Here is a 25,406-nt window from a genome sequence, read left to right as displayed (position 1 = left end):
GGAAATTAATCACTAATATGTACGAAAGTTATTATGGTTTAAACTCTAAGCCATTTCAATTGACACCGGATCCCGCTTTTTTTTACGCCAGCCGCTGGCATAAACGCGCGATGTCTTATTTGCAATATGGTTTGTCTCAGGCAGAAGGCTTTATTGTTATAACCGGTGGGATTGGAACGGGCAAAACGACAATAGCAAACAGCTTACTTCGCGATATTGAAAATGATATCCAAGCTGCACAAATTGTTACTCCGAAGTTGACTCCGGATGAATTAGTAAAAATGGTGGCATCCAAGTTTAACTTAGATGTTGAAGGTAAAAGTAAAGCGGATATTTTAAAACGCTTAGAAGTCTACTTGTACGAGTTACACCAGCAAGGAAAACGGGCGTTGTTACTGGTTGATGAGGCGCAGAATTTACCTCTAGAAACCATAGAAGAACTTCGAATGTTGTCTAATTTCCAAGAAAACGGTAAGCCATTACTCCAGAGTTTTCTATTGGGGCAGGAGGAACTTCAACCTATATTACGCGCCCCCAATATGGAGCAGTTTAGGCAAAGAATTGTAGCTTCATGTCATTTGGCTTCGCTGTCTATTGAAGAGGTTAAATCGTATATCGAATATCGCCTTCACCATGCGGGAAGAGAGGGTAAATCGCTTTTCTCTGAAGGGGCCTATGAGCAAATATTTACGTTTACTCGTGGAATCCCAAGAAAGATAAATACGCTAATGGATCGTGTGCTGTTGTTCGGGTTTTTAGAGGAACTGGAACTTTTAGATGAACGAGCTGTGGCTACGGTTATTGAAGAAGTGAAAAGCGAAATGTTTGAGCCTAATTCTGTACAAGTATCTGAAAAAGATCCTGTGGAGAATGTTACACCAAATCCCGAGTACACAGCTAATGGGACTGAGATAAAAGATGTCAAATACTATAAAACCATGCTGGGTGAACTAGTAGAAGCCTTGGATGATGCTATTAATCATAAAGTTAGGCTAACTCAGTACATTGATAAATTATTGAAGAAAAAATATAAAACTTATGTTCGTTTAAAAGACGATAAAGAATAAACTCATTCAACGGTGTTAGGGGTTGTACTAACACCGTTTTCTTAATTGAATGAATACGCGATACCTAAACTAAAGCGGTTTTCTGTGAAACTCCCTCCAAAAATACTATTGGTCGCATTTCCAGTGCTATCCCGATAAGAATACTCGGCAGTTAGATTCATATGTTGAGTGAGCTGATGTGAGAGATCAACCGTAACGACGGTATTGTCACTTTCACTCTGTTCAAATGTAGTAACATCATCTTCTATATCGGTTTGTGAGTTTTCAATTTCCGCATAAGAAAAACGAGCATTTAAATTCGTATATACACCCAGGTTGTAGCTTAGCGTTAACCCTGCGGTGGTCGTTTTCCTAAATTCATTGCTCTCTAAAAATGTTGATTCAATATAATTAGTGAATAAGCCTAGGTTTAACCTTGAAAAGCTATAACCAATTTGAAAGTCACCAGCTTGTCTTAAAATGACACCGTCATCTAGCTCGATATTTTGTACGTCTATTTGCGCAAATTCTTGGCCTGCATCGGGAACGAAATCTAAACTGTCAGGTTGAAAACAGGATGAAAAATCTGAGCTGCCTATAGGACAGACAAAAAGACCAGCGCTATCGGGTGCTGATAAAAGTACTGAATTCGTTGTAACGGTCTCAGTGTAGGTGAAAAGCGTTCTAAACTTCTTTGTGTTGTATCGGATAGAAGCATTTACACTGTCGCCAAAAAAACGTCTGGTGATTGACGCGTCTATACTTGTTCTAGCACTAAAGGCCCAACTGATTTCAGCTCCAACGAACTCTTGGCCGTCCTGAGACTCAACATCAGAATCTGTTGTATTGTATGAAACCGAAATAAATCGATTGTTTGATTGGAAGTAAGTTAGCCCTGCGCCGTAGCTACTAAAGCTACGCGCCGCTGAAAACTCGGTTAGCAAGTTCGTTGCACGAGTTCTTTCGTTTTGGCCATTAACGCGAATTGCTAAATGCTTCGCTACAGGAAAGTCAAAAGTGGCATTAGCATTTTGAGTTGTAAACTCACTTTGACTATCATCTCGGTTTCTATCTGATTCTGTGTAGTTACCGTTCAAGCTCCAAATTACGCTGCTAACATCACTACCTTGTCCAAAACTAAAAGCACCGGTGAATATGTCTGAATCAATACTGCCATTATCTATAAATTCACTGCGATCAGTTTTGAAGTTACCAAGGGTAGTTGATGCATTGCCTTGAATTAAGCTTCCATTGGGAATGGTAAAATTAGCACTTATTGCATTACTGGTTGATTTGACTAATCCATCTTGGTCATTAACAAAATCGTTAACTAAAAAATTATTTTGAAGTGCATTTTGAAATGATACTGCTCGGGTCCCATTGATATTCAAAACATTATCAATAACTTCGATACCACCATTAAAACTGTATTCGCCATAGTCTTGTTTCTGAGATGAACTGTCACTATCTCTTTCTAAATGAGTCAATGAGCCAACTAAACTAGCTGCAGTTTTCCTAGAGATGTAGGAAAGGCTGATTTCGGGTACAACGACAAAAGTATTTAAAGTAGAGTCAACAGAGTTAGATTCTACATTTTGAACAATAACTTCTGCGCTTGTTCTACCTGATACATTGAGTCCTGCATTTGTTTGCTGTGCATAAGTAGAAGAGCCAAAGACACAACCACTAACCGCTAAAGCTAATCCTATCGATAACTTTGTACGCTTAGTTCGATGCGTAATGATAACCATAGTAGCCTGTTCCTTGCGAATCATTATTTATGGACTTATTGACAACAAATCCAATGGCCATCTCGGGGTTAAGTCTTTCTACGGCATAACGTATATCACTTAACTTCGATTTCCCTTCTTCGGTAACCACAACAGCTTGCCCAGCAAAATTTGCTAATATTGCAGATTCATTAATACCAATAATAGGTGGAGTATCAAAGACAACTATTCTATCAGGATATCGATTTGCAAACTCATCAACGGTTTCTAGCATTTTTTGACTAGCAAGTAATTCCGTAGATAAATGATGGGATTTACCTGATGGAATAATTTTTAATTTATCTATATTAGTGTGGTACATCACTTCTGATAAGTCATCGACTTCATCGAGTAGATAGTCCATTAATCCTTTGCGTTTTTCTATACCTAGCGTGTTACATACATTGGGTCGCAACACGTCAGCATCAACTAAAAGTACAGTCTTGTCTTGCTCTATAGCAATACTCAGCGCTAAATTAACCGCAGTGAAGGTTTTACCTTCAGAGGGACGGCCACTAGTCACCATTAAAATGTTACTGTTTTTCAGAGTCTTTGATATTTTACCAAATGCATTGGTCAGCAGTTTACGCTTAATTTCTCTGTATTCTTCATTGATTTGTAGTCGTTTAGATAACGTGGACACATGCCCATTGGCCTCAAGCCGAACTAAGTCAATATTATAAGGTTCATTCTTAATTAAGTTAGTCGTTTGAACTGGCTCTGTTTTAGATTCTGAACTTTCTGATAGGACCGGTTGAATCTCTGCAGGGTGAGCAGCTTCCAGAGTCGTTTCATTTTTCATTTCTGCACTTGCTTCGACTAACGCCTCTGTAGAGGTCTCGTCAACAGCCGTATTATCCACACTGGCATCTTGCTGTTTTTTGGCTTCAGCCTCACGCTGTCGTTGTAAAGCTTTCTCTATCGTATTATTCATAGTACGAACCTCTCCAGTAAATTAATGTTGAGGATCTCAGCAACAACGAGCACGGCATATATTCCAAGCACGCCCCCTGATGAAATGATAAACACAAGAAGTCTAAGCCTGTTTTTCTTAATAATTTTGTCTTTTTCAAGATGAGTGACTAAGCCCCAAACTGGGTAATTTGTCATGCTTACCAATTGAGAGTCTCTAATTAATACTGGCTTTAATTGGCTGAATAAAAACGCTATTGCAATACCTGCACCGAATCCAATAATTAACACTGCAGTGTACGACAACAAACGCTTAGGGCCTGAAGGTAATTTAGGAAGTAATGGAGGCTCGATAATTCTGAACTGCAGGTCTTCTGCAGATTCATCCGCTCTTCTTGATATGTCTGCAGACTCTCTTCTCGACAGCAATTGCTCATACTTGTTTTGAGTAATCCCGTAGTCTCTGTTTAAAGAAACTGATTCAGCTTCAATTTGCGGCACCAAATCTATTTTTGATTCTAGCTCTTCAATTTTCGATTTAATGCTGAATTCTTTAACTTGGAGGGATGCTACTTCACCTTCTAGAAGGCCGACTTCAATGCGTAACTGTCTATCAAGCTCGCTTAACTGACTATCTCCATCACTTGGAGCAGAAAGAAAAGCTTGTATTTCTTTCGCCCTTGCGTCTTCAAGGCTTTCTAATAAATTGTTCGCTTCGATTACATCTGGATGTAAATCGGTAAAACGCAGTTTCAGCGCGTCAATGCGTTCTTCGGCTGCTACAATACGGTCGTCATAGCGAGTGCGTAAAGTAGGTTCGTCATTATTGGTTACACCGAAACTGTCCGTTTGGTTAGCTCCACGATTACTAACTTGATTTTTAATAGATTCTATTTGCTGCTCTGTTTGTCTAATTTGAAGTTGAACTTCTTCAAGAGACTTGGTTAGGTTCGATAGATTAGAGTAAAAAGAGCCTTTCGCAGGTAAAATATCTTTATATTGCCTTTTGAAGTCAGCGACTCTTTGTTCGGCTTCTGCTAATCGAGATTCGTATTCAGCAATTTCGTCATTTAAAAACCTACCTGCAGTGTCGTTATCTCTTCTGTTATTGCCCAGTGCACCCTCAACAAACAAGTCCAATGTTTCTTGTACGACATTTTGCGCTATTAATGGGTTTTGGTTTCTATAACTAATTGTGTACTGGTTATATTTCCCAGTAGAGCGCAGTCTAATTTGTTTCTGCAATCGAGTAACTAAGCTGTCAAATTGAGCTTCTGACGTTACCGTGATATCCAAATCACTTTCCCGTGCGATCTTTTCTACATTGGAACGGCTTAGTAAAGTTCGCGCCATTATTTGAATTTCAGATTTAGGGTCTGTCTGTATTGCAAGTCCTTGAATCAACGGTTGTATAGCAGACCGTGTATCTACAAAAACTTCTGAATTCGACTCGTAAACATCAGGTAGTGAAGCGACGTAAAAGAAACCTGCTGGGCATATAAGCCATGAGCAAAGCATTACGTATCGCTTCTTTATCCAGATACCTTTGACATAATCGAGTATCTGGTTGAGTGACTGCTGAAAATCCTGCATTAGTATTTATGTTCCATGTACAGCTAAATAAAGACGTGTTTAGAACCACGCCTCTGGAATGATGACGATATCACCAGGTAACATATCAACATTCTTTTCAATGTCGCCTTTTTTCACTAGGTCATTGATACTAAGATCATAAGACACTTTTTCGCCATTTACGACCCTAATTAGCTTGGCGCCATTACCATTTGCAAATTCAGTTAAGCCACCCACTGAGATCATTAAGTCAAGTAATGTCATATGTTCGGTGTAGCTGATTGCACTAGGGTTTAATGCTTCACCTATCACTCGAACTTGTTCGCTAAGCGGACCATTAAAGTTACCAACGCTCACTGTAACTCTTGGGTTGTTGATATATTGAGCAAGCTGTTCTTCGATTTCTCTTGCTAGCATCGTCGGCGTGCGGCCTGCTACATCAAGGTCTTCCACTAACGATGTTGTTACCTTTCCGTCTGGCCTAACGATGAAATTACCAGAAATTTCGGGGTTTCTCCAAACGAAAATGGTTAGATTGTCACCAGGTCCAATGAGGTATTGGTAGTCGTTTACATCAGTTGTTAATGATGGACGAGTCGTTGCTTCTGGTAATTCTGAAACCGATGAACATGCGGTTAAACCCACAAGTCCAGCGATAGTCGTGATCCTTAAAAATGATTTAAAACGTTTCATTTGAGATTATCCCACACTCATTGTTGTTGGTTTTTCAATAAATTAATTTATCATTGCGCTTTATTCACTATAATACCATCTTCTTAGACAGTCTATTATAAATATAGTATTTGTAATTACAGAGTGTGTTGGCCTAATGGAGTTAATTGGTGGCGAAAAACAATAAGAACCAAAATAAACGTTCTAACGTGTTAGTTGGAACAGAAGCGATTTTGATAACTTACGTTTGTTATATTACGTACTTTGCTATGACTCAATTGGGATATGTAGCTAAAACAACTTTTGAATCCTTAGTTGTTAATATTGGCATGGCTATGCTTATTATTCTGTTTAGTTCGTTGTCTGTAGGCTTATATGAAACAAAATTAAGAGAAACATTTAGAGGAATTATTCGAAGGATCTTTGTTAGTGTAGGCATTAGCTATTTTGTTGTAGAAATGGCCCTTGCCGTGTTGTTCCCCTCATTAAAAATCGATGGTTTTTTTCTTCCTATAAGCATGAGTCTAGTTATTTTAGCTCTTGTGTTTTTCCGTTATTTCACTAACAGGTTAGGGCTTTTAGGCTTAGGGAAAGTTCGCATTGTCGTTTTAGGCGCGGGTGAGCGAGCCTCTATTATTGAAAAGCGTATGCGCCGCGATGTTGATAGAATTGGATTTGAGTTAGTCGGTTTCATTCCTGTACCTGGAGATAACAGGGAAAATGGGATTCAAAATGAAAAGTTGATTCACTTGAATATTGAGCAAAATTTCCAGCAATTTATTGCAGATAATGATATTGAAGAAGTCATAGTGGCCTGTGACCAACGTCGAGGTACTCTGCCCATAGACGTGCTGTTCGAGTTTCGCGTCAGAGGTGTTGAAGTAACCGACTTACTTGATTTTATGGAAAGAGAAACCGGTCAAATTGTGGTTAATTTGATGTACCCAAGTTGGGTTATATACAGTAAAGGTTTTCGGACTCAAAATTATTTAAGAGTTGCTCTAGACCATTCAGTTAATGCTTTTCTAGCTTCAATTATCTTGTTTTTTGTCTGGCCATTTATGGTGATAACGGCGTTGGTTATATATTTAGATGATGGCTTTAGAACTAAAACCTCTGTTTTTTATAAGCAAGAGCGCGTTGGTTTAAATGGGCAGCTGTTTAAAATTATAAAATTTAGAAGTATGCGAGCTGATGCTGAAAAAGACGGTGCTAAGTGGGCAACTGTTAGCGATAGTAGGGTAACTAGAGTCGGTCATTTTATTCGTAAGTACCGTTTAGACGAATTACCTCAATTACTTAATATCTTTAAAGGTGAGATGTCTTTAATTGGCCCTAGGCCTGAGCGCCCAGAGTTTGTTGAAACTCTAGTAGGTGAGATTCCTTATTACAACCAACGCCACAATGTAAAACCAGGCTTGGCTGGGTGGGCTCAACTAAATTATCCTTATGGTGCTAGCATTGAAGACTCTATGGAAAAATTAAAGTTCGATCTCTATTACGTTAAACATCAGAGTATGTTGTTAGATGTGCTTATTTTAATCCGTACGGTAGAAGTCGTTATTTTCGGGAAAGGGCGGTAGTTCAAGGTGAAAAAAGACAAAATAGGTCGTTTAAATGCCATGACTGTTGATGTTGAAGATTACTTTCAAGTATCAGCATTTGAAGATGTGCTACCCAGTGAAAAATGGGATTCTATAGAACTTAGAGTCGATCGCAATACCCATAGACTATTAGACCTTTTTGCCGAGCATAATGTTAAATCTACGTTTTTTACGCTGGCTTGGGTTGCTAAACGTTGCCCTGATGTTATTAAGCGCATAGTCTCTGAAGGCCATGAATTGGCAAGTCATGGCGTTGCTCATCAACGCTTAACGACCATGTCTCAAGAACAAGCAAAGCAAGATATTCAAACCAGTAAATCCATTTTAGAAGATATTAGTGGTACTGAAATTTGTGGGTACAGAGCCCCTAGTTTTTCTGTGAATGAAAACAATGAATGGGTTTACGACATCCTTGCAGAGCTAGGTTTTAAATACTCCTCAAGTACCTACCCTATTGACCATGATTTGTATGGTGTGCCAAATTGGCCTAGGTTCAAATACACTCGGCCAGAAGGTATTGTTGAAATCCCGATACCTACAGTAAAAAATAAAGGAAAGAATGTAGGAATTGGCGGAGGCGGGTATTTTAGACTCTATCCTTATTGGTTATCTAAAAAGCGCATTGAAACTTTTATGCAGCAAGAAAGTGCACCATACAGCTTCTATTTTCATCCTTGGGAGATTGATCCTGAGCAACCTAAAGTTAAAGATGCAGCGTTTAAATCTAAGGTGCGTCATTATATTAATTTAGGGCGAATGGAAGGTAAGCTCATTAGCTTATTGTCAGATTATCGCTGGGGTACTATGCAGGACGCATACGATTTGAAATTTGACTAAAATAGAGAATGTTAGCGCTGAATATAGACCTTTATGTTTTATAGGGCTTTTATTGATAGCAAGCTGGTTTGGGTTTGCCTATGATGGCTTTTCTAGTGCGGTTGCAATTTGGTATGGCAATGAAATTTTTAACCACGGCTTTTTAATTCTGCCTGGCGCCATTTATTTCGCTTATATTAAAAGGGGAAAGTGGCTTGCGTTACCTATACAGCCGACGCTTTGGGCACTGCCTTTTTTAATTGGCGGTATATTTTTGTATGTAGTGGGGTATGCGGGCGATATTCAGCTGTTTATGCATGCTGCTACATTTGGATTAATTCCCGTAATATGCTGGGTGTTACTCGGTCATAAAGCTACCTTTGCACTGATATTCCCTCTCTCGTTTATATTTTATGCGATCCCATTTGGTGAGCAATTTATTCCTCAATTACAAGAGATTACCGCAGATATTGCGGTTTATTTACTTCAACTAACCGGCATTCCTTTGTATCGTTCAGGGCTGTATATTGAAATACCTCAAGGCCGTTTTCTAGTAGCTGAAGCTTGTTCTGGGATCAGTTTCTTTATAGCCAGTACGGTTGTTGGGGCTGTGTATTCGTACTTAAACTTTGTTAGCACTAAAAAGAGAGTCGCTTTTTTTGCCTTATCTGTTATTTATCCAATCATCGCTAACGCCGTAAGAGTCTATGGCATTATTTTAATTGGCTATTGGTCAGATATGAAACATGCGGTAGGCGCAGATCATTTGATTTACGGTTGGTTCTTCTTCGCCTTTGTCCTTATAAGCTTATTAGCTATTGGTGAGTTTATTCGCGACAAGCAGATTGTTACTACTATTCCAGTTGCACAAGATCACACGCCGATTGTAAAGATATCAAAACCTATTAGTGGCTTGGCGATATTGTTGTTTATTGCAGGGATTGTTTGGATTAAGTGGATAGATATACAGAGTGAAAAACAAATTACTGCGTCGCCTATTTACTTATCGGTTCCAGCTCAATTTATTGATAAAACTAGCTTGTATGGCGTTAACTATAAACCCGATTTAAGAAAGCCATCTGATGAAGTATTTAAAGTTAGCAAGAACAATTTAGGAACTGATGTTATTTATCAGGCGTGGTTTAACGGTGAATCAAATGAGCTGGTAAGTGGGTTACATCGTTTATACAGTGAAAAGTCATGGTCTTTGGTTAGTCAACATTCTTTAGTGTTGGCTGATATTGCTAAATTTAACGTTAGATTAATCAGTAATCCGTCGGGTAATAAGCGCCTCATTACGACTTGGTATGAAATTGACGAAAGGATCTTTGTTAACGATGGTATTGCTAAGTTGTATCAAACTAAACAAGCTCTATTGGGGCAAAATTCTGGTGGGTTTAGAGTCATTGTAAGCGTTCCGGTAGACAATAAAACAACATCTGAAAAAGACGCAATGCTTAGGGTGGAAGCGCTGCTATTACAAATTATTGGTGGCAAAGAGTAACAATGAAACAGAAAATTTTACTTTATACTGAAAATTTCCCGCCTATTGAAGGTGGCTCTGGCCGTTGGTTTTGGGAGTTGTACAATCGACTCGATTCAGACAAGGTGGTTATTGTTACGCACGATGTCAAAGGTTGTAGTGATATTGATGCATCTGTCGATGCTGCAGTAGTGCGTATTCCATTACAAAGTCCTGAGTGGGGTTTGAAGAGTGTTCAGGGGTTAAAATTTTATTGGCGCTCAGTGTTAGCATTAAAACGTCTTGTTAAGCAGTATGATATTGACGAAGTGCATTGTGGAAGAGTAATCCACGAAGGGGTGACTGCATGGTTGTTGTCTTTATTTACTGGGTTAAAGTATCGCTGCTTTATTCATGGAGAAGATGTTGAAACTGCAGCAACCAGCAGAGAGCAATCTATGATGGTTAAACAGGTGTGTAAGCATGCTCACACCTTGATTTGCAACAGTGAGAACAGTAAAAACTTAACGCAAAAGCTAGGGTATGACTCTGGCGAAAAGTGCGTCGTATTGCACCCTGGTGCAGACGTTGAACGCTTCGTTCCAAAGCCTCTAGACACTCAGTTTCGCAATGCGATGGGGTGGGCAGATAAGTTCGTTGTTTTAACTGTAGGTCGGCTTCAGCAACGAAAAGGCCAAGACTACTTTATCCGTGCGTTACCTGATATTGTGAAAGCGATACCTAATTGCCTTTACGTTGTTATTGGTAGCGGTGAATGTAAAGGTGAACTGGTTGAATTAGTAGAGCAGTTAAATTTGCATGCTCACGTTCAGTTTCAAGCCGGTTTAGACGATCAAACATTGATTTCATGTTATCAACAATGCGACCGATTTGTATTGCCTAATCGCACTATTGCTAATGACATAGAAGGTTTCGGCATGGTGTTGGTAGAAGCGCAAGCTTGTGGTAAGCCAGTTGTTGCGGGTGACTCAGGCGGTACTCGAGAAACAATGAAAATAGGCACAACAGGACATATTATTGATTGTTCAACCGCCGAATCTATAGCGAAAGAAATTGTGCCAATATTGACTACCCCTTCGTTGTCCCCAGATGTTTACCGCGAACACGTTATGAGTCATTTTACCTGGGAAGGCCACCTTGGAAAATTCATCGCTATAATGGATGAATAAGACGGTTATTTAATCCGAATTCAGGTTATTTATGTTTGATGATTGTTGCTGGGTTTCCTGCAACAATCACATTGTCAGGGACATCATTGATAACTACAGCACCTGCTGCTACGACACTGTTATCACCCACATTTGCCATGATCAACGCGCCATTGCCTACCCAACAGTTTTTGCCAATTGTCACTTTTTCGAATGTGCCACCTTGGTCGCGAACAGGCACATCACTATCGCTGAAGTTGTGCTGCTTTTTACCACTCATTATATGAACACCACTGCCTAACAGCGTATCTTCTTTGATAACACAACGGCCTATATTGCATTGAGGGCCAATATAAATGCCTTCATGTAGCTCAGTGTCTTGCTGTGAAAACAGCACAAGAAATGAAATTCTGCTGTTCGGGTGGCAGCGGGTAAGAGTGAAGCGGTAAAAACCTGTGCGAATGAAGCTACCGAGTTTACTGGGTATTAGCGCCAGTAACTGGCTAAAACTTGCGATTAACTCATCTTTATTAAGAACGAGGCGCAAACATAAGTAAGCCAGAGTTAGAGGCGCAGCCAGTAGCGCGAATAACATGAAGAATAGCGTTTTTATGACGTGTTTCATGATGATAACGCCTTCATTAAGGGGGTTAGCTGTGTTTCCCAGCTATAGGTTGCGGTAATGGCTTCATAAACCTGTTGGGCTTTATCAGTGGCTTGTTGCTGGTCTTGCACGGCCTGAATACAGTTATCGGCAAATTGGGCACTAGATTCAGCAAAATACATGCTATTTGGAGTTGCAAAGGGAATGCCTTCTGCCCCCATTGGCGTTGTGACGATAGGAATTCTGCAGGCACTGGCTTGTAACACTTTGTTTTGCACGCCTCTAGCTAATCTGAAGGGAGCGACAAACACCCATGCGCTGTGATAATAAGGAAGGATGTCTTCTACAAAACCTGTGACTTCAACGCCGTCGATACGAGTTAGTGCTTGTACTTGGGCTGAAGGGTTCATACCTGCAATAACAAAGCGAGCATTGGGTATTTTGCTTTTTATGGTATCCCAGCATTCTTCTACAAACCAGACCACAGCGTCTATATTGGGTTTGTAGTCCATTACACCAGTAAACAGATACACTGGCGTGTTTGATTTATCTTCGGGCTTGCCTGGAGGGAATGCGTCGAAATCTAAACCATTCCCCAATTTATGCACCGGTTTTGTTTTACTGACTGACTGTTCAAATAAGGTGATTTCGGCATCCGCAATCAAAAATACATGGTCAAAACGCGCGAGTGTTTTTTGCTCTAATAGCTTAATTTTTTTCGCTTCTCGTGCATATATGCATGACATAGGCCACGCACTTGACTGAGCGTACTGGTTCCATTTATCTGAATCAACATCCATAAAATCCATGTTGAGTTTTAATGTTTGGTTGTCGTTGAGCTGCGAATTTAAAATATAGGGTGCTAAACTGGATGCAGAAAGATAAATAGAATCTATATTTGAGCTACTTGCCACTTTATTCAAAATATAGTCTTTGAGTTGTTTTGACTCAAATGCGGCAACGCTCATTGCCTGAAACTTGGCTAACGCCTTTGCATATCGCAACAGCTTTGGCTGCATAGAAAACAATCGAACGGATATATTGAGGTGCTTTGCTAGTGCACTAGCGAGTTCATTGTCACTGTCATCATGACGTAAACTGACTACTTCCACTTCATACCCACTTTCAACCATACGCTTGATGTGGTGATAGGTACGTAGTTTTTCACCTTTATTAGGAGGGTAGGGAATTCGTTGGGCAACAACTAAGATCATAGATATTTACTCATGATTTTGTTGAGTCTTCTTCGCACTAAAATAGTTTTGAACCAACTTAATTGTTCAGTTTGTTGAGCGAATGAGGCATGGATTTTTTTATTAATTTCAATCATATCCAAAGGCCACTGTGCTAATGGTAAATCATCTAGATAGACTTCTTGTAATTTACCTAATTCGTACCGCGCTATACGGCTAAAGTAGAGTTTTACGTCGTCTTTTTTCAAAAAAGACAAACTGTCAAAGGTATAACCAACACCTTCTAACCATGTGGTTCTTTGAGGCAGGTTATCTTTACCAAAGCTCAGGTCGGTATTCACAGCTTTGGTTAAAAAGGAATCAATCCAGTTTAAGCCAACAGGTAATCTAAAATTGGTTGATTTTATACGGTCGATGAATGACTGCCTGACTCCGTATAGGTTGCCAAAAAAACAAGCTCTTTGGGTTAGTAGCTCACGATAGAATTCGATATTTCGGCCTGATAATGGCATACCGGCTATCACAACTGTTTCTTCTGGCGCTTGGCCTAGTTTCGTATTCATTTGACTAAAACAGTTCTCAGAAAAGCGTACATCGGCGTCTGTAAAAAAGTGAGTTTGAGCCTCGTCACTAAAGTCGTGAATATAGGTATTCCACGCATTACACTTATCGCCCAGTGTAATTTCTTTAATGGTCATTTTTTCAAACTTCAAGCGAGACTTGGTGGATTGTGCGATATCGATGGTATTGTCCGTACAGCCATTTGCAATCAGATAAAATCTATTGAGGTTGAGATCAGTATTGTTAAAAATACTCTCGATTGATTGAACTATGTTGGCTTCTTCGTTGTAAGCAAACATCACTATGTTATAGGACATATTGTGGCCTTCGAGTTGTGTATTCATAGTATTTAGCCCTTTTCAGTACCTACATTTTCTATACCTAAAATAGTGCGGTAAATTTGCGTGTATTGGTTAACCATTAAGTTATCTGAAAAGTATTCATCGAACCGTTTTTTTCCATTTAGGCCGAACGTGTCTATTACTGAATTGGAAAGCATTTTTACAATGCCATCAGCAAAGTGATCTGGGTTACCGTTGGTAGTCACAAAGCCATTGTACTCGTGTTTTATTATTTCTGGATTGCCGCCCGCATTGGTAACAACACAAGGTTTACTTAAGCTCATTGCTTCGAGTAACGTCATTGATGTTCCTTCACTTAATGATGAAAGTAAAAACACGTCCATTATTTGCAAATAGCGAGTCGGGTTAACTTGATATCCAGTTAAAACGACATGTTGTGATAGGTTTAGTTCTTCTATTTTCTGCTCAATTCGAGGCCGCTCATCGCCATCACCGACAATGACCAACATTAAATTGGAAGTGTACTTTAACGCACTAGAAAACGCCTCTAGCATCATAGTATGGTTTTTAATGGGGTCGAATCTTGCAATAGTACCTAACACCAATGTGTCTTTGGCTATTCCTAGTTCGGTTTTAAGTAACTCAGCGCCTTCGGCTTTTTGTAATGGTTTGATCCCGTTGTAAACCAGCTCAATTTTCTTTTTGTTGATAAATTCATAGGTCGCAAGGGCATCTCTGGTGGCATCTGAAATTGCAGTGAAGCCGTCGGTGAAGAAAGCAAGAATTGGATTTACCCATTTTCTTTTCCACGTTGTAGAATCGGGGTAAAAGCGTCCATGTTCAGTAAAAACAACTTTGCAATTCAGGCCAACTGCAGCAAGTGTGCCGTACACCCAAGGCGTATATTGATGACAATGTAGAACATGAATATTGTGCTGTTTAATGTGTTTTCGCAGTGCTGTAATGAGTGACCTGTCGAAACCAGGGGAACGGTTATGAGTCGTTACGCTAATACCATTATTTGCTAACGCAACACCCCAAGGGCCAGTGGGGGCTTCAATACAGAAAATCGACATTGTAAAGTCAGATGATGCATGGCTTTCGACTATGCTTTTTATCACCATTTCGGTTCCACCTATGCGCATGTCAAAGGTGATGTGTAAAATATTCATATCCATGTTTGATTTTCTTTTCGACCCTCGTCTAACTGTTTCTGATAATATCATGAATAAATAAAAAGCAATTCATCTATCTCTGATTTCGTATTATTTTACCGTTGCTTACGTTTTATAATTGTACTTTATAGGATTAAAAACATGTTCAGAATAGCCACTAGCGTATATGTAAAAGTGATATTCGTTGGTTTTTTGTTCATTAGCCCTTCTTTAGCTTTCGCTGCTGATTTTATTATAGACTCTGAACCGGATCTTCACCGTGCCTTGGCACAAGCAAATAAAAATAACGAAGCGGATACCATTACGCTTTTATCTGGTGAGTATCGGTTGCAACGCAGGTTGGTTTTTTCTGAAAAAGGCACTGTACTCAAAGGGCACACTGGAGTACCGGGTGATGTTGTTTTATCTGGTCGTGGGATGCGACAGTCTAAAGGTGTGGAAGTACTTGTTGATGTGCAAGCAGACAAGATTACAGTGACGAGTGTGACACTACAAAATGCGGGAAATCATTTAATTCAAGTACGATCAGAAAAAGACGCAGATAATTTCACACTGACAAATTGTGTTTTACGGGATGCGTATGAACAAATGTTGAAAGTGTCATCGTTGGAGTCGAGTGAGCACTATTCTGATAATGGTAAGGTTGAGCATTGTGTTTTTGAATATACCAAGGGCATAGGACCTCAATATTATATTGGCGGAATTGATGCTCATAAGTCTCGAAATTGGCTAGTGCAAAATAATCGTTTTGAGAACATTGCGAGTCCGAGTCAACACATCGCTGAGCATGCAGTGCATTTTTGGAAAGATTCTAGTCACACTCAAGTGCTTAACAATACTTTTATTAATAACGACAGAGGTGTTGGATTTGGTTTAGGTAATCGAGGTGCGCAGCATAATGGTGGGTTAATTAAAAACAACGTCTTTTTCCACCTTGATAATCACCACCCCTATGCCGATGCAAGTATTATTCTGGAGCGCGCACCTAATGCTGTGGTTCAGAATAACCTCGTTGTGCAATATCACAGCTACCCTAATGCCATAGAGTATCGATTTAAGGAAACCAAAGGCGTGGTGATTGAAGGCAATACTGTTAATCGACGTATCGCATCAAGAAATGGTGGAATAGCGTCTGTGATCAAGAACGAGAAACAGCGATAACGTCGTATTGCGCTTTTTCAACTTGAGAAAACAGAGGGCGGCTTCTATCTAAGCTGATGTTACCCGCTTTAGGAATTAACCATTCCACAGGACGAATGGCTTCTACTGCATCAAATAGGGTTTCTGGTGTTTGGTTTAACTTGTCTAAAACATCAGGATGAATTTCAATTAAAATAATACAGGTTTTAGCTTGAGATATAGTGTTAGATGCACCTTCTACAACCTGTACTTCTTGTCCTTCTACATCAATTTTCAGCACGACAACTGAGTTCAGTTCTATTTTTTCATTGTCTATGTAGGAATCGAGACTTGTAACTTGCGTGTCACCTTGTGCGTCTTTTTCAATATAGCCTTCGTGGTCGCCTAATGTTCGTTGCCGAGTATGTAAAGAGGCCATACCGTTAAAATTAGATAAGGCTTTATTTACGGCTTTGCCGTTGCGTGTGCAGCTTGCCATATTGTGGCTGAGTAATGAAAAGGCCCCTTGGTTGGGTTCAAATGCAATGGTTTGAGCGGCGTGATCACAATGGCGATTGATAAGCGCACTAACGGTACCAATATCTGCACCTAAATCAAAAAAACTAAAGGCGGAATTTTGCTTATTAATCAGCTCGATGAAAGGCATGAACTCATCGAGGTAATAATTTTGAGGGCCTCCCAGTTGCCAAAAACACCATTCGTGAGCAGGTATTACAAACTGCCCTAAAGGCATTTTATAACAAATTAAGGTGTTGGGATGGTGTTTGTTTAGCCAGCTAAATAAGGCATATTTACCCGGTTTATCGCATTTTTGCATCCAAACTAAAAAGGCGTTAACAACGGGATTGGTCTTTACATCTAAATACGCCATCGTCATTTTTTAACGAGCATATTTATTGAACCACATCTGATACATTAACATGCTCCACAGCATAGCACTGTGGTCGCGCTGCTCGGATTGGTGTTCTTGCCAAAGCGTGGTGACCTGTTGCATATTGAATATATCAGCCAAGCCTTCAGACTGTTGCAATAAGGTTGATTCAGCATAAGACTTTAAGTCTTTTCGGAACCAGTCAGCAAGAGGAACGGAAAAGCCCATCTTCTTTCGATACAACAAAGATTTGGGTATAAATGGCTTAAATACTTCTTTAAGAAGGTATTTCTTCTCGCCATCTCGGTATTTCTGCATCGAGGGTAAAGTTGCTGCTAGTTCTGCAACGCGATAATCCAGTATTGGTGCTCGAACTTCTAAGGAATTCGCCATACTCATACGATCAACTTTTACTAATATGCCACCGCATAAGTAGGTTTTAATATCGGTATACAATATTTTACCTAAGTGATCTGGAGCGTCACTGGTTTCATAGGCTTTGGTGGTTAAATCACTGGGGTGATAATCACCTAAACTGGCAAATACGTCATTTTTCGCCAATTTGTTCCAATGATCATCCGTCATTTGGCTGTTGGTAATATAAAACCCCATATCTGGCTCATGACTTAATGTAGTAAGCAGTGAATGAGACTTTTTGCCCAAGGCTCCCGGTAGCTTTTTACACATTTTTGCAACAGTGGGTAGCATGCCTTTTCGAATTGCTGTTGGGATGCGTTGACGCCAGGTATTTTCAATGTCGTCTGTGGTGTATTTTTCATAACCCGCGAACATTTCATCGCCACCATCGCCTGCGATTGCCACGGTAACTTCCTGACGGGCCAATTCGGACACAAAAAAGGTGGGGACCAGTGACGGGTCAGCAAAAGGTTCATCAAAAAAGCTAACTATGTGTTCTAAATTATCAGCCACGTTTTGATGTACTGTGAATTCGTGATGTTCAGTATTGTATTGGTCCGCAATTTCTTTAGCGAACTCTGCTTCGTTGTAAGCTTTATCAGTAAAGCCAACAGTACAGGTTTTAACTGGTTTTTCGCTGTTTTTTGCCATTAGTGCGACAACGCCAGAGCTATCAACACCGCCGCTTAAGAAGGCACCTAAAGGTACATCACTCATCATTCTTTGTTTTGTGGCTTGCTCAAGCAAGTCAATTAAAGATTGTTTATTTTGAGTTTCCGAATGGGTACTGGTTCTGGCAAAACTAATATCCCAATATTGGGTTTGTTCAATTCCTTTCTCGGTCACAGTCATGTAATGGCCCGCAGGCAATTTATGAATGTGCTGAAAAATACTTTTAGGGTCGGGCACATATTGGTATGCGAAAAAATCGTATACCGCGTCTAATCGTATGTCTTTGGGAATATTGTCTAGCGCAAGAATGGCCTTAATTTCTGACCCAAAGGCAAAACGGCCTTGGTGCTGGAAGAAATAGAGTGGCTTTTTACCTAGTCGGTCTCTGGCAATAAAGAGTGACGCTTCTTGTTTATCCCAAATCGCAAATGTGAACATTCCATTGAGCTTTTCTACACACTTTTCTTTTTCTTTTGTGTATAGCGCAAGGATAACTTCGGTATCAGTTTGAGATTTGAATTGATAACCTTCTTGCTCTAAATCACTTCTTAATTCAAGAAAGTTATAAATTTCACCGTTAAAGGCGATAACAAAATTGTTATCTTCAGAATACATGGGCTGGTTGCCCGCTTCAGACAAATCTAAAATACTGAGTCTACGATGACATAAACCTACGAGTTCATCGCAATAAGTGCCACCGGCATCTGGGCCTCTGTGAAGAATTGCTTGGCCCATTTTTTCAAGGGTTTGCTCGTTTCCTTCTTTATGGCTAAATTGAGTAAATCCTGCAATTCCACACATGTGTTTTTCCTACAAACTAATATATTTTCGTACGCGGCCACCCAAGAAAATTGTCAAGGGGAGGGGGAGTTTGCGCCATATGTTTTCTACATGGGAGCGCAACGAAGACCCTGTTTGCGCTTGCTCATCATCGTCTTTTTCTAGTTTACCTTGATGATAGTTTTGCCAAAGTAATTTAACGGGTTCCGCGCCCCATTGCTTTTTGAATTTATAGGTCCCTTCGTTAAATGTCGAGCGTCCAAAGTCAAAGGTGGCAATGTTTTTATCTGCACAGGCTCCCAGCACAGACCAATAAAGCAACATATTGGGAGCTAAACGATTATAGGCTTGAATGGTAGAAGCCCAAGGGATAGACGCAGTTTTTTCGTTGAGTAATACCATACCTGCGCCAACGGGAATATTTTCGTGGTAAACCACACTGATTAGAACATTTTCAGCATAACTGCTGGCAATGTCCTCAAACCACGTTTTGTGGTGAGCGGGAGAACCTAAATCTCGCATGTTGACACAATAAACGTGATAAAAGTCGTTTAATAACTTCGCAGAATTGCCCGTTTCGTATACTAGGCCATTTTTTTCTGCTTTTCGTATTTGGCTGCGTAATTTGCTTTTAAATGAAGCTAAAAGTGTCTCAGCGCTGGGAGGCAGGGACATCAACATTCGGACTTTTTGGCCTTCTAAATCGTCAGTTTCAAAAGGTGAAGTTTCCACACTGCGTATTTGTGTTGATGCTATACCTTCTTCTTTTGCAAAGTTGAATGCTGCATTAATAAGCTCTTGCGCAATTTCAGGTGAATCTGCAAGAGGGCCGCCCAAGTCACAATAAGGTAAAGAGCAAAGGTGTTGTCCTTTAAGCGGAACCTTCATGATGATTAAAGGTAAAATGCCTGTAACCTGATTAGTACTTGGGTTTATCGCAATAAAGCGCTTTGCAACAAACTTATAACTGCTAGTAACAGCATTAGACCACGCGGATTTGTGGTAAGGCGTCCCGTGAATATGAGCATCTACATAGGTGTCCCATATTGTGTTTTCTGTAGCGTTCGCTATGCGAACTAATAGAGTTGATTGTGTCATAGTGCTGATTCTTGCCAATTTATCACGGGCGTACATTCTGGCGACTGCTTTAGTATTGCTGCCGCTTCAGATATGGTTGCAAAAGTTAGATTAGAGCGCTGCTGTAAATAGTTAACAGTGTCTTCGATGCGTTGGCAAATAAGAGCAAACGAATTGTTTTTATCAAGGAGTCCTGTTGCACCGTCAATTAAACTCGAGCTATGTAGATACATGTGAATAACAGGATTTTGATTTTTCAAACAAAAATCTACCAGAGTACACATGTCTTTAGTTGTGGTTAATTCAGGGCTTAGATAGAGCTTTCTAAGGATGCGAGTATGCCATAGCAAACCTATGGTTTTAGTCCAACCTAAATAAGGTGATGACAGTTTGTCGTGCATATTACTTGCCATCTCAAAATCTTTTACATTAAAGCCCGCTGACACTGGAATTTCCATAATATCTCGTTGGTGGCTAGCTTGTAGAGGGTCATTGTAGCTTGGCCAATAAGGTTTATTGGGCGCACCTTTACAGGAAAAAAATTCGTTTTCATAGAAAGGGTAAACACTGGAGTCTACTTTGTAGCCTCGAGAATGTAAGTTGCGTAAACCTCTACCGTCTATTCCCCAACGGCCACTTCTAAAGGACGTTGGAGTTACGTTGAACTCGGTGATTAAACGTTCTGTGAGTGCGTCTAACTTGGTAATGACTTGCTCGTCTGGCAAATTTATTACATGAGATTCGAAGTCGGTGGTTTCACCAAAATAGGGGGGATTACACCAGGGGTGAAGGTGAGCACCTATTTCTGATGTGGTGTTTCTGGCAATATCCACCATGATATCTTTAGCATGTTTATTTTCGGCTACGGCATAATCAACGAAGTAGGTGGAGCGAATACCTATTTTGTCACAAAATGCTTGGAACGCAGGAATACGCTCAACGTTTTTTACAGAAAAGTCATGATCGGGAAACTTTTCCTCCCATAGCCATTCTTCTTCTGTATCTATGGTTAAAACAAAAATAACATCCTGTTTATTCATGTTCTAATTACCGGCCTTTTGCTCTAAAAGTTGGTTAAATAATGTAGCGTATTCGTCGGCCATACGTTGTGCCGAAAAGTGTTTTTCAACAAATAACTTTGCATTGTGTGCTAGTGTTTTAGCGTAACTCTCGTCATTGAGTAAACACTCCCAGTCTGCCAATAATTGTTCTTTGTTATGCAAAGGCGCGAGTAACCCTGTATCTTTATTGGTAATCAATTGGTCGATACCTGCAATGTCATATGCACTAACAGGAATTTCCATTGCACAGGCTTCCATTAAACAACGAGGAATACCTTCAAGGGTGGAGCTCATGACGAATAAGTCAAAATCTCTTAGCTGTTCTAATCGGTCTTGTCTGAAGCCTAAAAATTCAATGGCAGTTTTACTTGATAGGCCCGAAGTGTAATCTTCCAAAGATGGTCTAGCATCACCGTCGCCTAATAGAACCAGGCGGATGTCTTGCCTTTTGGCATATAAGCTTTCAAAGGTATCAAGCAAGGCAGTGATGTTTTTTCGACTGATCATTTGACCAACAAATCCTATGGTCTTAATGCCACTAGGGTCTTTGGGTGTTTTTGTTTGTCTTACGGCTTCTACTTCTGAAAGATCGACGCCATTTTGTATGTATGTTAGCTTATCTTTGCCGATATTGAATTTTTTTACATCTTCTACGAGCTGTGGCGATAATGGCGCCACACTGTCGGCAAAGCGCATAGCTTGACAGCCAGCCCAAATAAAGAGCCTAAGTTTTATATCAGCTGCATTTTCAAAGCCATGGGGTGTTACCACACAAGGTATGCCCGCTTTTCTCGCGGCTAGTACACCGATGATGTCTGATTTGTATCCATGGGTATGGATGATATCGATATTATTATCTTTGATTAACTGCGCCAACTTGGATACCACCGAGCGGTCGAATCTGCCTTTCATTGGTACCGCATGGGTTTTACCTAGCGTGTTAAAATGTTTAACAAGCTCGAGATCTTCTGTTCCTGGTTCTAATGTTACCGCGAGTTCACTGATGATTGTATTAGGTAGATGTTTAGCTAGTGCCAAAACCCATCTTTCTGCGCCGTAAAAGCCGGTGGAACAAATAAACTGCAATACTTTCATATTATTTATGTGAACTCGTTGAAATGCCTGAAAATAATCCAATCACAGTGCCTATCGCTCGTGCAGGGAAATACGCTGCGTAAAATGCCAGGCAATGGATTAAACCAACTTTGTCTTTAACTAATAACTTTAGGCGTAGAGCATACACCACAACAGGTAGGAATGTCATAAGTACACTCGCACCTGCAAGTACAATCCAATTTAGGATAATGAAAGGAAGTATAGTCGCTAAACTCAAAATGGGTATCATTGGTACAACGAATGAGGGCCATTCTGCTAATGGGACTTGTCGGCCTTTAATCGACGCTAAGTTTGATTGGCCACGCCATATTTCTTTTTTGAACATGGGACGAAATGCTTTATCTTCACCAATGTGCACGTAATGGGTTTTACTGGTATAAAACAAACCACCTATCGCAGCTACGCGTTCGGTGAAGTAGTAATCTTCACACGTAATTAGGTGCTCAGGAAAACCACCAACTTGCTCAAACACTGAACGTGTTAAAAACAAATTCCTGCCGGGTAAAAAAGTCACTCTTTCGTCTAGTGTTGCGTTGCTGAGACCAGTGCGGAGACGCTCTAGCGGAGGAGCACCTATACTGTCAACTTGCATAGCACTGGCCAAAACAATGTCTGGTTTTGCCAGTGTACTTAGCATTTCCACTAACCAATTATGTGCTAAGTCGATATCGGCATCTAAAAACGCAAGATAGTCACCTTTAGCTGCTTTTACACCTAAGTTACGACTAGATGAAATTGTTGCACCTGCAACGTTATAGATAACGTTGAGCTGAAGATTTTGCTGATATGCTAGTACAGCATCAGATGCTTTTTCATTTTGGCTTACAAGTACAACGTCGATTTGATGTTCTGCTTTGTCTAGTTGAGCAATACTTTCCAGAGTTTGTAAAAGCATGCTGTCTCTTCCTTTGTGAGGAATGATAAAAGAGATGTTGGCCATTACTTTGGTTCTCCTAGCCATTTGCGTAGCTGAGGAAACCTCAATACCGCAGATTGACGTTCTTTTTCAAAAGAGAATGAACTCATAGTTTGTTTTACTTGGCTGACGACACCGTGTTTTACAATTTTGGTATGGACGGTCTCTTTCAAATCTTGGCCGCTTAACGCCTTGCAGACTGTTTTTCCAGCTTTTTTATAGTGCTTGAAATCACTATTTTGCATAAGTAAACACAACACTCGTGTGGTTTCGCTTTCGTCGTCACCTTCTAATCGTTTTAAGATAACCTGCGTGAATTCGGTTATTTGCTGTTCTATTTTGCTTGTATCTGCCAAAAACGGAAGTATGAACTGCAATATGCAGAGTTTTCTCAAATCTTGCGCTGTCCATGTTTGGTTGGGAAACTCCAATATATCGGGTTTATCAAGATACAAGTATTCGTTACCTATCATCCAGGCCCCATAATGTAATAGGCTTGAGAGTATATGTCGGTTTATTTCGTACAGATTTTTTTCGTTAGACGAAATATACAAATAGCGACAGACGGCTTGTAAAAATACGGTATAAAACCAGGTGTTTTCTACGTTACTAAAGTCTCTATCTGCAATATTATCTTCGTTGGAGATGGTTGAGCAGATAATGTGTTGAACTTTGAACAACAGGGATTGCTTACCTGTTAGTTCATAGCGATCTAGCATGGCTTGAATATAGTTACCGGTTCCTCTGTCTAAAGGATACTGACCGCTGGTTAGTTGTTTGAGATCCGCTCTGTGCCTGTTTTTTATACTCAATGCCAAAGCAACAAAAGTGTTGTCACCTTCATATAAGGTTTCAATCCACTTACTGAGTTTTAAGCTGGCTTGATATGATGGAGTGTACCCTGTTAGTAAATAATGAAGCGTTAGTCCTTGGGTATAACAGTGTTGTCCTCCAGGACCACCACCACCAGCGTGGTCTTCGTAAACATCAGAAGGTTGAAGTTTTGAGTAGGTTCTATGTGTCGCGGTATAAGCTTGAACATAGTGATCAGTGTGCCAAAATAAACCACCGTTATATTCAGGTTTGTCTAAATTTGTGTGGTAAATGTCTATATCGCATACGTGTTTAGCGAGTTGATCAGCTAAATCAAACCATCGTTTATCACTGGTTTTGAACCACTGAAGCAACATGCCGTAAATTGGGTCATATTGGTTGTTATAATGGCTTACGAAAAAACTATCATCTGGGGTTAATGCGGTTTCATGATCTGCATACAGCTCGCCAAAATGCCGCCAACCATAAGAATCACTTTTTACTCTTTTACTTAAAAAATTACTGTTTCCATCTAGACCTTGATGAATTAAGTCATCAAATACGTTGTGATACTTCGAGTCTAAATGAGAAAACACTGCGCCCGTATTCGCTATATAATCAGGATGTAATGACACCTCGATTTCAGCAGCTGTCACGTTTGATGAGTGTGTTATTGACCATTCTCTGGTTTTTTGTTCACCAGGTTGGAGTTCAGTCTCAGGGCTTTGTAATGCACCGAGTAAACTTACATAAATAGCATTGTTTTGCTTACTTAACGATGAAGGGAAGTTTTGCCAAAAATCTTTAATTACAAGGGTTTTTCCGTTTTCCTTGGAACCAAATGAAAGTGTAGGTTCAGCATGTTGTCCTGCTAAGATTAGATCGTCCTCAACAATGACTTGATAACCTTTAAATGGCAAGTCCACTTTGTTATTTTTATTTACGTGAATAGGCGCAGCCCAGTTTCTTTCACCACTAGAAGCTTGATGGACAGTACAGTTTTTCACTGCTGTAATTCGGTGGGCCTTATCAATAAGCGTTACATCTGCGACTGGTTCTGCATCAGTAAGTTCTGCATGCCAATGTAGTGCTTTTAGATATGTACTGGCAATATCACCGAGATCCCATTTCCCATTTTCATGTTGAGAGGCTTTAGGGTTTCGAATGGTACAAGATAAGGTCACGTCACCACTTTCTATACAAATAGATAAGTGTGCAAAGAGGTGTAAATGGTCACCATTAGGATTTTTTAGAATATAGGTTTGAGCGATATCAACAAATAGATGTGAATCTTTACTATAGGTATTTGTGTAATTGAATGAAAAATCCGAACCTATGAAAGGTTCACTTTGGTTACCTATTATTTCTATTCCATGAGACAGCAATGAAGGTACTGAAAATTGTAAAAATTGAGACTTACTAACTTCGACCTTACCTTTTTTAGTCTGAATAACTAAAGCATCAGCCGAATCTGTGATGGGATTAGCAATAATTGGTTCATGACAAGCATCTACTTTTTTCACTAAATAGGATTTAGTTTGTTCTCTTTCTAGAGTGTCGAGCAATCGAACCGAAAGCCACTTTATACTGCTGTCTAGCCAATAAGATTTGGCTTCAAATGAGGCATGCTGAATAACCTTGTCATTATTATCTACGAGTTGAAGTGTGTCTGAAACCCAGAACTTG

21 protein-coding genes are annotated in these 25,406 nt (G+C 40.0%); 6 read left to right on the top strand and 15 right to left on the bottom strand.

Translation table 11 applies throughout. The features are described from left to right. The first annotated feature begins 17 nt into the window (after window positions 1–17). Window positions 18–1,067 (top strand): XrtA/PEP-CTERM system-associated ATPase, encoded by a 1,050-nt coding sequence (locus tag J3L16_RS12775; protein ID WP_207613377.1) that lies wholly within the window; start codon window positions 18–20, stop codon window positions 1,065–1,067. Between the two features lie 41 nt (window positions 1,068–1,108). On the opposite strand, the gene J3L16_RS12770 is transcribed toward J3L16_RS12775, so the two are convergent. Genes J3L16_RS12770 through J3L16_RS12755 form a run of 4 tightly spaced genes read right to left on the bottom strand, consistent with a single transcriptional unit; the run spans window position 1,109 to window position 5,992 of the window. Then, window positions 1,109–2,797 (bottom strand): TIGR03016 family PEP-CTERM system-associated outer membrane protein, encoded by a 1,689-nt coding sequence (locus J3L16_RS12770; RefSeq protein WP_207613376.1) that lies wholly within the window; start codon window positions 2,795–2,797, stop codon window positions 1,109–1,111. Further along, a complete protein-coding gene (locus J3L16_RS12765) occupies window positions 2,772–3,749 on the bottom strand; it encodes an XrtA-associated tyrosine autokinase (RefSeq protein WP_207613375.1) in 978 nt (325 codons plus the stop codon). The genes J3L16_RS12770 and J3L16_RS12765 overlap by 26 nt, the downstream gene beginning before the upstream one ends. Continuing rightward, the gene (locus J3L16_RS12760; RefSeq protein WP_207613374.1) at window positions 3,746–5,320 is read right to left on the bottom strand and encodes an XrtA system polysaccharide chain length determinant; all 1,575 of its coding nucleotides are present in this window, start codon (window positions 5,318–5,320) and stop codon (window positions 3,746–3,748) included. The genes J3L16_RS12765 and J3L16_RS12760 overlap by 4 nt, the downstream gene beginning before the upstream one ends. A 39-nt stretch (window positions 5,321–5,359) precedes the next feature. Then, the gene (locus tag J3L16_RS12755) at window positions 5,360–5,992 is read right to left on the bottom strand and encodes an XrtA/PEP-CTERM system exopolysaccharide export protein (protein ID WP_207613373.1); all 633 of its coding nucleotides are present in this window, start codon (window positions 5,990–5,992) and stop codon (window positions 5,360–5,362) included. 149 nt (window positions 5,993–6,141) lie between these two features. Here J3L16_RS12755 and J3L16_RS12750 point away from each other — a divergent pair, with 149 nt between their 5' ends. From J3L16_RS12750 to J3L16_RS12735, 4 genes are read left to right on the top strand one after another with little or no spacing between them, the layout of a single operon-like run. Next, entirely contained in the window at window positions 6,142–7,554 is a 1,413-nt protein-coding gene (locus J3L16_RS12750) for a TIGR03013 family XrtA/PEP-CTERM system glycosyltransferase (protein ID WP_207613372.1), read from the top strand. Window positions 7,555–7,593: 39 nt separating this feature from the next. Next, the gene (locus J3L16_RS12745; RefSeq protein ID WP_207613423.1) at window positions 7,594–8,412 is read left to right on the top strand and encodes an XrtA system polysaccharide deacetylase; all 819 of its coding nucleotides are present in this window, start codon (window positions 7,594–7,596) and stop codon (window positions 8,410–8,412) included. Further along, complete coding sequence (gene xrtA, locus J3L16_RS12740; RefSeq protein ID WP_207613371.1) at window positions 8,405–9,895, top strand: exosortase A; 1,491 nt, start codon at window positions 8,405–8,407, stop codon at window positions 9,893–9,895. The genes J3L16_RS12745 and xrtA overlap by 8 nt, the downstream gene beginning before the upstream one ends. Before the next feature lie 2 nt (window positions 9,896–9,897). Then, on the top strand, window positions 9,898–11,043 hold the full coding sequence (locus J3L16_RS12735; RefSeq protein ID WP_207613370.1) for a glycosyltransferase family 4 protein: 1,146 nt from the start codon (window positions 9,898–9,900) through the stop codon (window positions 11,041–11,043). Between the two features lie 25 nt (window positions 11,044–11,068). Here J3L16_RS12735 and J3L16_RS12730 read toward each other — a convergent pair whose 3' ends face one another. The 4 genes from J3L16_RS12730 to J3L16_RS12715 are packed head-to-tail and all read right to left on the bottom strand — an operon-like array spanning window position 11,069 to window position 14,860. Then, window positions 11,069–11,647, bottom strand: coding sequence for an acyltransferase (locus J3L16_RS12730; protein WP_207613369.1), 579 nt, complete (start codon window positions 11,645–11,647; stop codon window positions 11,069–11,071). Further along, entirely contained in the window at window positions 11,644–12,840 is a 1,197-nt protein-coding gene (locus tag J3L16_RS12725; protein ID WP_242698825.1) for a TIGR03087 family PEP-CTERM/XrtA system glycosyltransferase, read from the bottom strand. The genes J3L16_RS12730 and J3L16_RS12725 overlap by 4 nt, the downstream gene beginning before the upstream one ends. After that, window positions 12,837–13,724 (bottom strand): glycosyltransferase family A protein, encoded by an 888-nt coding sequence (locus tag J3L16_RS12720; protein WP_207613368.1) that lies wholly within the window; start codon window positions 13,722–13,724, stop codon window positions 12,837–12,839. Before J3L16_RS12720 ends, J3L16_RS12725 begins: the two co-directional genes overlap by 4 nt. Before the next feature lie 5 nt (window positions 13,725–13,729). After that, complete coding sequence (locus tag J3L16_RS12715; protein ID WP_242698824.1) at window positions 13,730–14,860, bottom strand: glycosyltransferase; 1,131 nt, start codon at window positions 14,858–14,860, stop codon at window positions 13,730–13,732. 138 nt (window positions 14,861–14,998) lie between these two features. Between J3L16_RS12715 and J3L16_RS12710 the strand changes: the two genes are divergently transcribed. Further along, window positions 14,999–16,018 (top strand): right-handed parallel beta-helix repeat-containing protein, encoded by a 1,020-nt coding sequence (locus J3L16_RS12710; protein WP_207613367.1) that lies wholly within the window; start codon window positions 14,999–15,001, stop codon window positions 16,016–16,018. On the opposite strand, the gene J3L16_RS12705 is transcribed toward J3L16_RS12710, so the two are convergent. The 7 genes from J3L16_RS12705 to J3L16_RS12675 are packed head-to-tail and all read right to left on the bottom strand — an operon-like array spanning window position 15,996 to window position 25,243. Further along, window positions 15,996–16,868, bottom strand: coding sequence for an FkbM family methyltransferase (locus J3L16_RS12705; RefSeq protein ID WP_207613366.1), 873 nt, complete (start codon window positions 16,866–16,868; stop codon window positions 15,996–15,998). The two genes, J3L16_RS12710 and J3L16_RS12705, sit on opposite strands and share 23 nt — an antisense overlap. 9 nt (window positions 16,869–16,877) lie before the next feature. Then, window positions 16,878–18,758, bottom strand: coding sequence for an asparagine synthase (glutamine-hydrolyzing) (gene asnB, locus J3L16_RS12700; RefSeq protein WP_207613365.1), 1,881 nt, complete (start codon window positions 18,756–18,758; stop codon window positions 16,878–16,880). 9 nt (window positions 18,759–18,767) lie between these two features. Next, on the bottom strand, window positions 18,768–19,835 hold the full coding sequence (locus J3L16_RS12695) for a GNAT family N-acetyltransferase (RefSeq protein ID WP_207613364.1): 1,068 nt from the start codon (window positions 19,833–19,835) through the stop codon (window positions 18,768–18,770). Continuing rightward, window positions 19,832–20,854: a polysaccharide deacetylase family protein gene (locus tag J3L16_RS12690; protein ID WP_207613363.1), complete on the bottom strand. Its 1,023-nt coding sequence runs from the start codon at window positions 20,852–20,854 to the stop codon at window positions 19,832–19,834. The genes J3L16_RS12695 and J3L16_RS12690 overlap by 4 nt, the downstream gene beginning before the upstream one ends. A gap of 3 nt (window positions 20,855–20,857) precedes the next feature. Then, window positions 20,858–21,970 (bottom strand): glycosyltransferase, encoded by a 1,113-nt coding sequence (locus J3L16_RS12685; protein WP_207613362.1) that lies wholly within the window; start codon window positions 21,968–21,970, stop codon window positions 20,858–20,860. A gap of 1 nt (window position 21,971) precedes the next feature. Beyond that, window positions 21,972–22,931: a glycosyltransferase gene (locus J3L16_RS12680; protein ID WP_207613361.1), complete on the bottom strand. Its 960-nt coding sequence runs from the start codon at window positions 22,929–22,931 to the stop codon at window positions 21,972–21,974. After that, complete coding sequence (locus J3L16_RS12675) at window positions 22,931–25,243, bottom strand: hypothetical protein (protein ID WP_207613360.1); 2,313 nt, start codon at window positions 25,241–25,243, stop codon at window positions 22,931–22,933. The genes J3L16_RS12680 and J3L16_RS12675 overlap by 1 nt, the downstream gene beginning before the upstream one ends. Window positions 25,244–25,406 lie beyond the last annotated feature (163 nt).

This window comes from Alteromonas sp. 5E99-2, from assembly GCF_017368475.1.
GTDB lineage: Bacteria > Pseudomonadota > Gammaproteobacteria > Enterobacterales > Alteromonadaceae > Alteromonas_F.
This window is presented reverse-complemented; position numbering and strand designations above follow the sequence as displayed.

Bases quoted from the DNA above. Each gene is read 5' to 3' on its own strand.
- J3L16_RS12680 (WP_207613361.1), bottom strand. From the start codon at position 22,931: ATGGCCAACATCTCTTTTATCATTCCTCACAAAGGAAGAGACAGCATG.
- J3L16_RS12745 (WP_207613423.1), top strand. From the start codon at position 7,594: ATGACTGTTGATGTTGAAGATTACTTTCAAGTATCAGCATTTGAAGAT.
- J3L16_RS12755 (WP_207613373.1), bottom strand. From the start codon at position 5,992: ATGAAACGTTTTAAATCATTTTTAAGGATCACGACTATCGCTGGACTT.
- J3L16_RS12725 (WP_242698825.1), bottom strand. From the start codon at position 12,840: ATGATCTTAGTTGTTGCCCAACGAATTCCCTACCCTCCTAATAAAGGT.
- J3L16_RS12710 (WP_207613367.1), top strand. From the start codon at position 14,999: ATGTTCAGAATAGCCACTAGCGTATATGTAAAAGTGATATTCGTTGGT.
- J3L16_RS12715 (WP_242698824.1), bottom strand. From the start codon at position 14,860: ATGGATATGAATATTTTACACATCACCTTTGACATGCGCATAGGTGGA.
- J3L16_RS12760 (WP_207613374.1), bottom strand. From the start codon at position 5,320: ATGCAGGATTTTCAGCAGTCACTCAACCAGATACTCGATTATGTCAAA.
- J3L16_RS12775 (WP_207613377.1), top strand. From the start codon at position 18: ATGTACGAAAGTTATTATGGTTTAAACTCTAAGCCATTTCAATTGACA.
- J3L16_RS12730 (WP_207613369.1), bottom strand. From the start codon at position 11,647: ATGAAACACGTCATAAAAACGCTATTCTTCATGTTATTCGCGCTACTG.
- J3L16_RS12720 (WP_207613368.1), bottom strand. From the start codon at position 13,724: ATGAATACACAACTCGAAGGCCACAATATGTCCTATAACATAGTGATG.
- J3L16_RS12685 (WP_207613362.1), bottom strand. From the start codon at position 21,970: ATGAAAGTATTGCAGTTTATTTGTTCCACCGGCTTTTACGGCGCAGAA.
- J3L16_RS12705 (WP_207613366.1), bottom strand. From the start codon at position 16,868: ATGGCGTATTTAGATGTAAAGACCAATCCCGTTGTTAACGCCTTTTTA.
- J3L16_RS12690 (WP_207613363.1), bottom strand. From the start codon at position 20,854: ATGAATAAACAGGATGTTATTTTTGTTTTAACCATAGATACAGAAGAA.
- J3L16_RS12735 (WP_207613370.1), top strand. From the start codon at position 9,898: ATGAAACAGAAAATTTTACTTTATACTGAAAATTTCCCGCCTATTGAA.
- asnB (WP_207613365.1), bottom strand. From the start codon at position 18,758: ATGTGTGGAATTGCAGGATTTACTCAATTTAGCCATAAAGAAGGAAAC.
- J3L16_RS12770 (WP_207613376.1), bottom strand. From the start codon at position 2,797: ATGGTTATCATTACGCATCGAACTAAGCGTACAAAGTTATCGATAGGA.
- J3L16_RS12695 (WP_207613364.1), bottom strand. From the start codon at position 19,835: ATGACACAATCAACTCTATTAGTTCGCATAGCGAACGCTACAGAAAAC.
- J3L16_RS12765 (WP_207613375.1), bottom strand. From the start codon at position 3,749: ATGAATAATACGATAGAGAAAGCTTTACAACGACAGCGTGAGGCTGAA.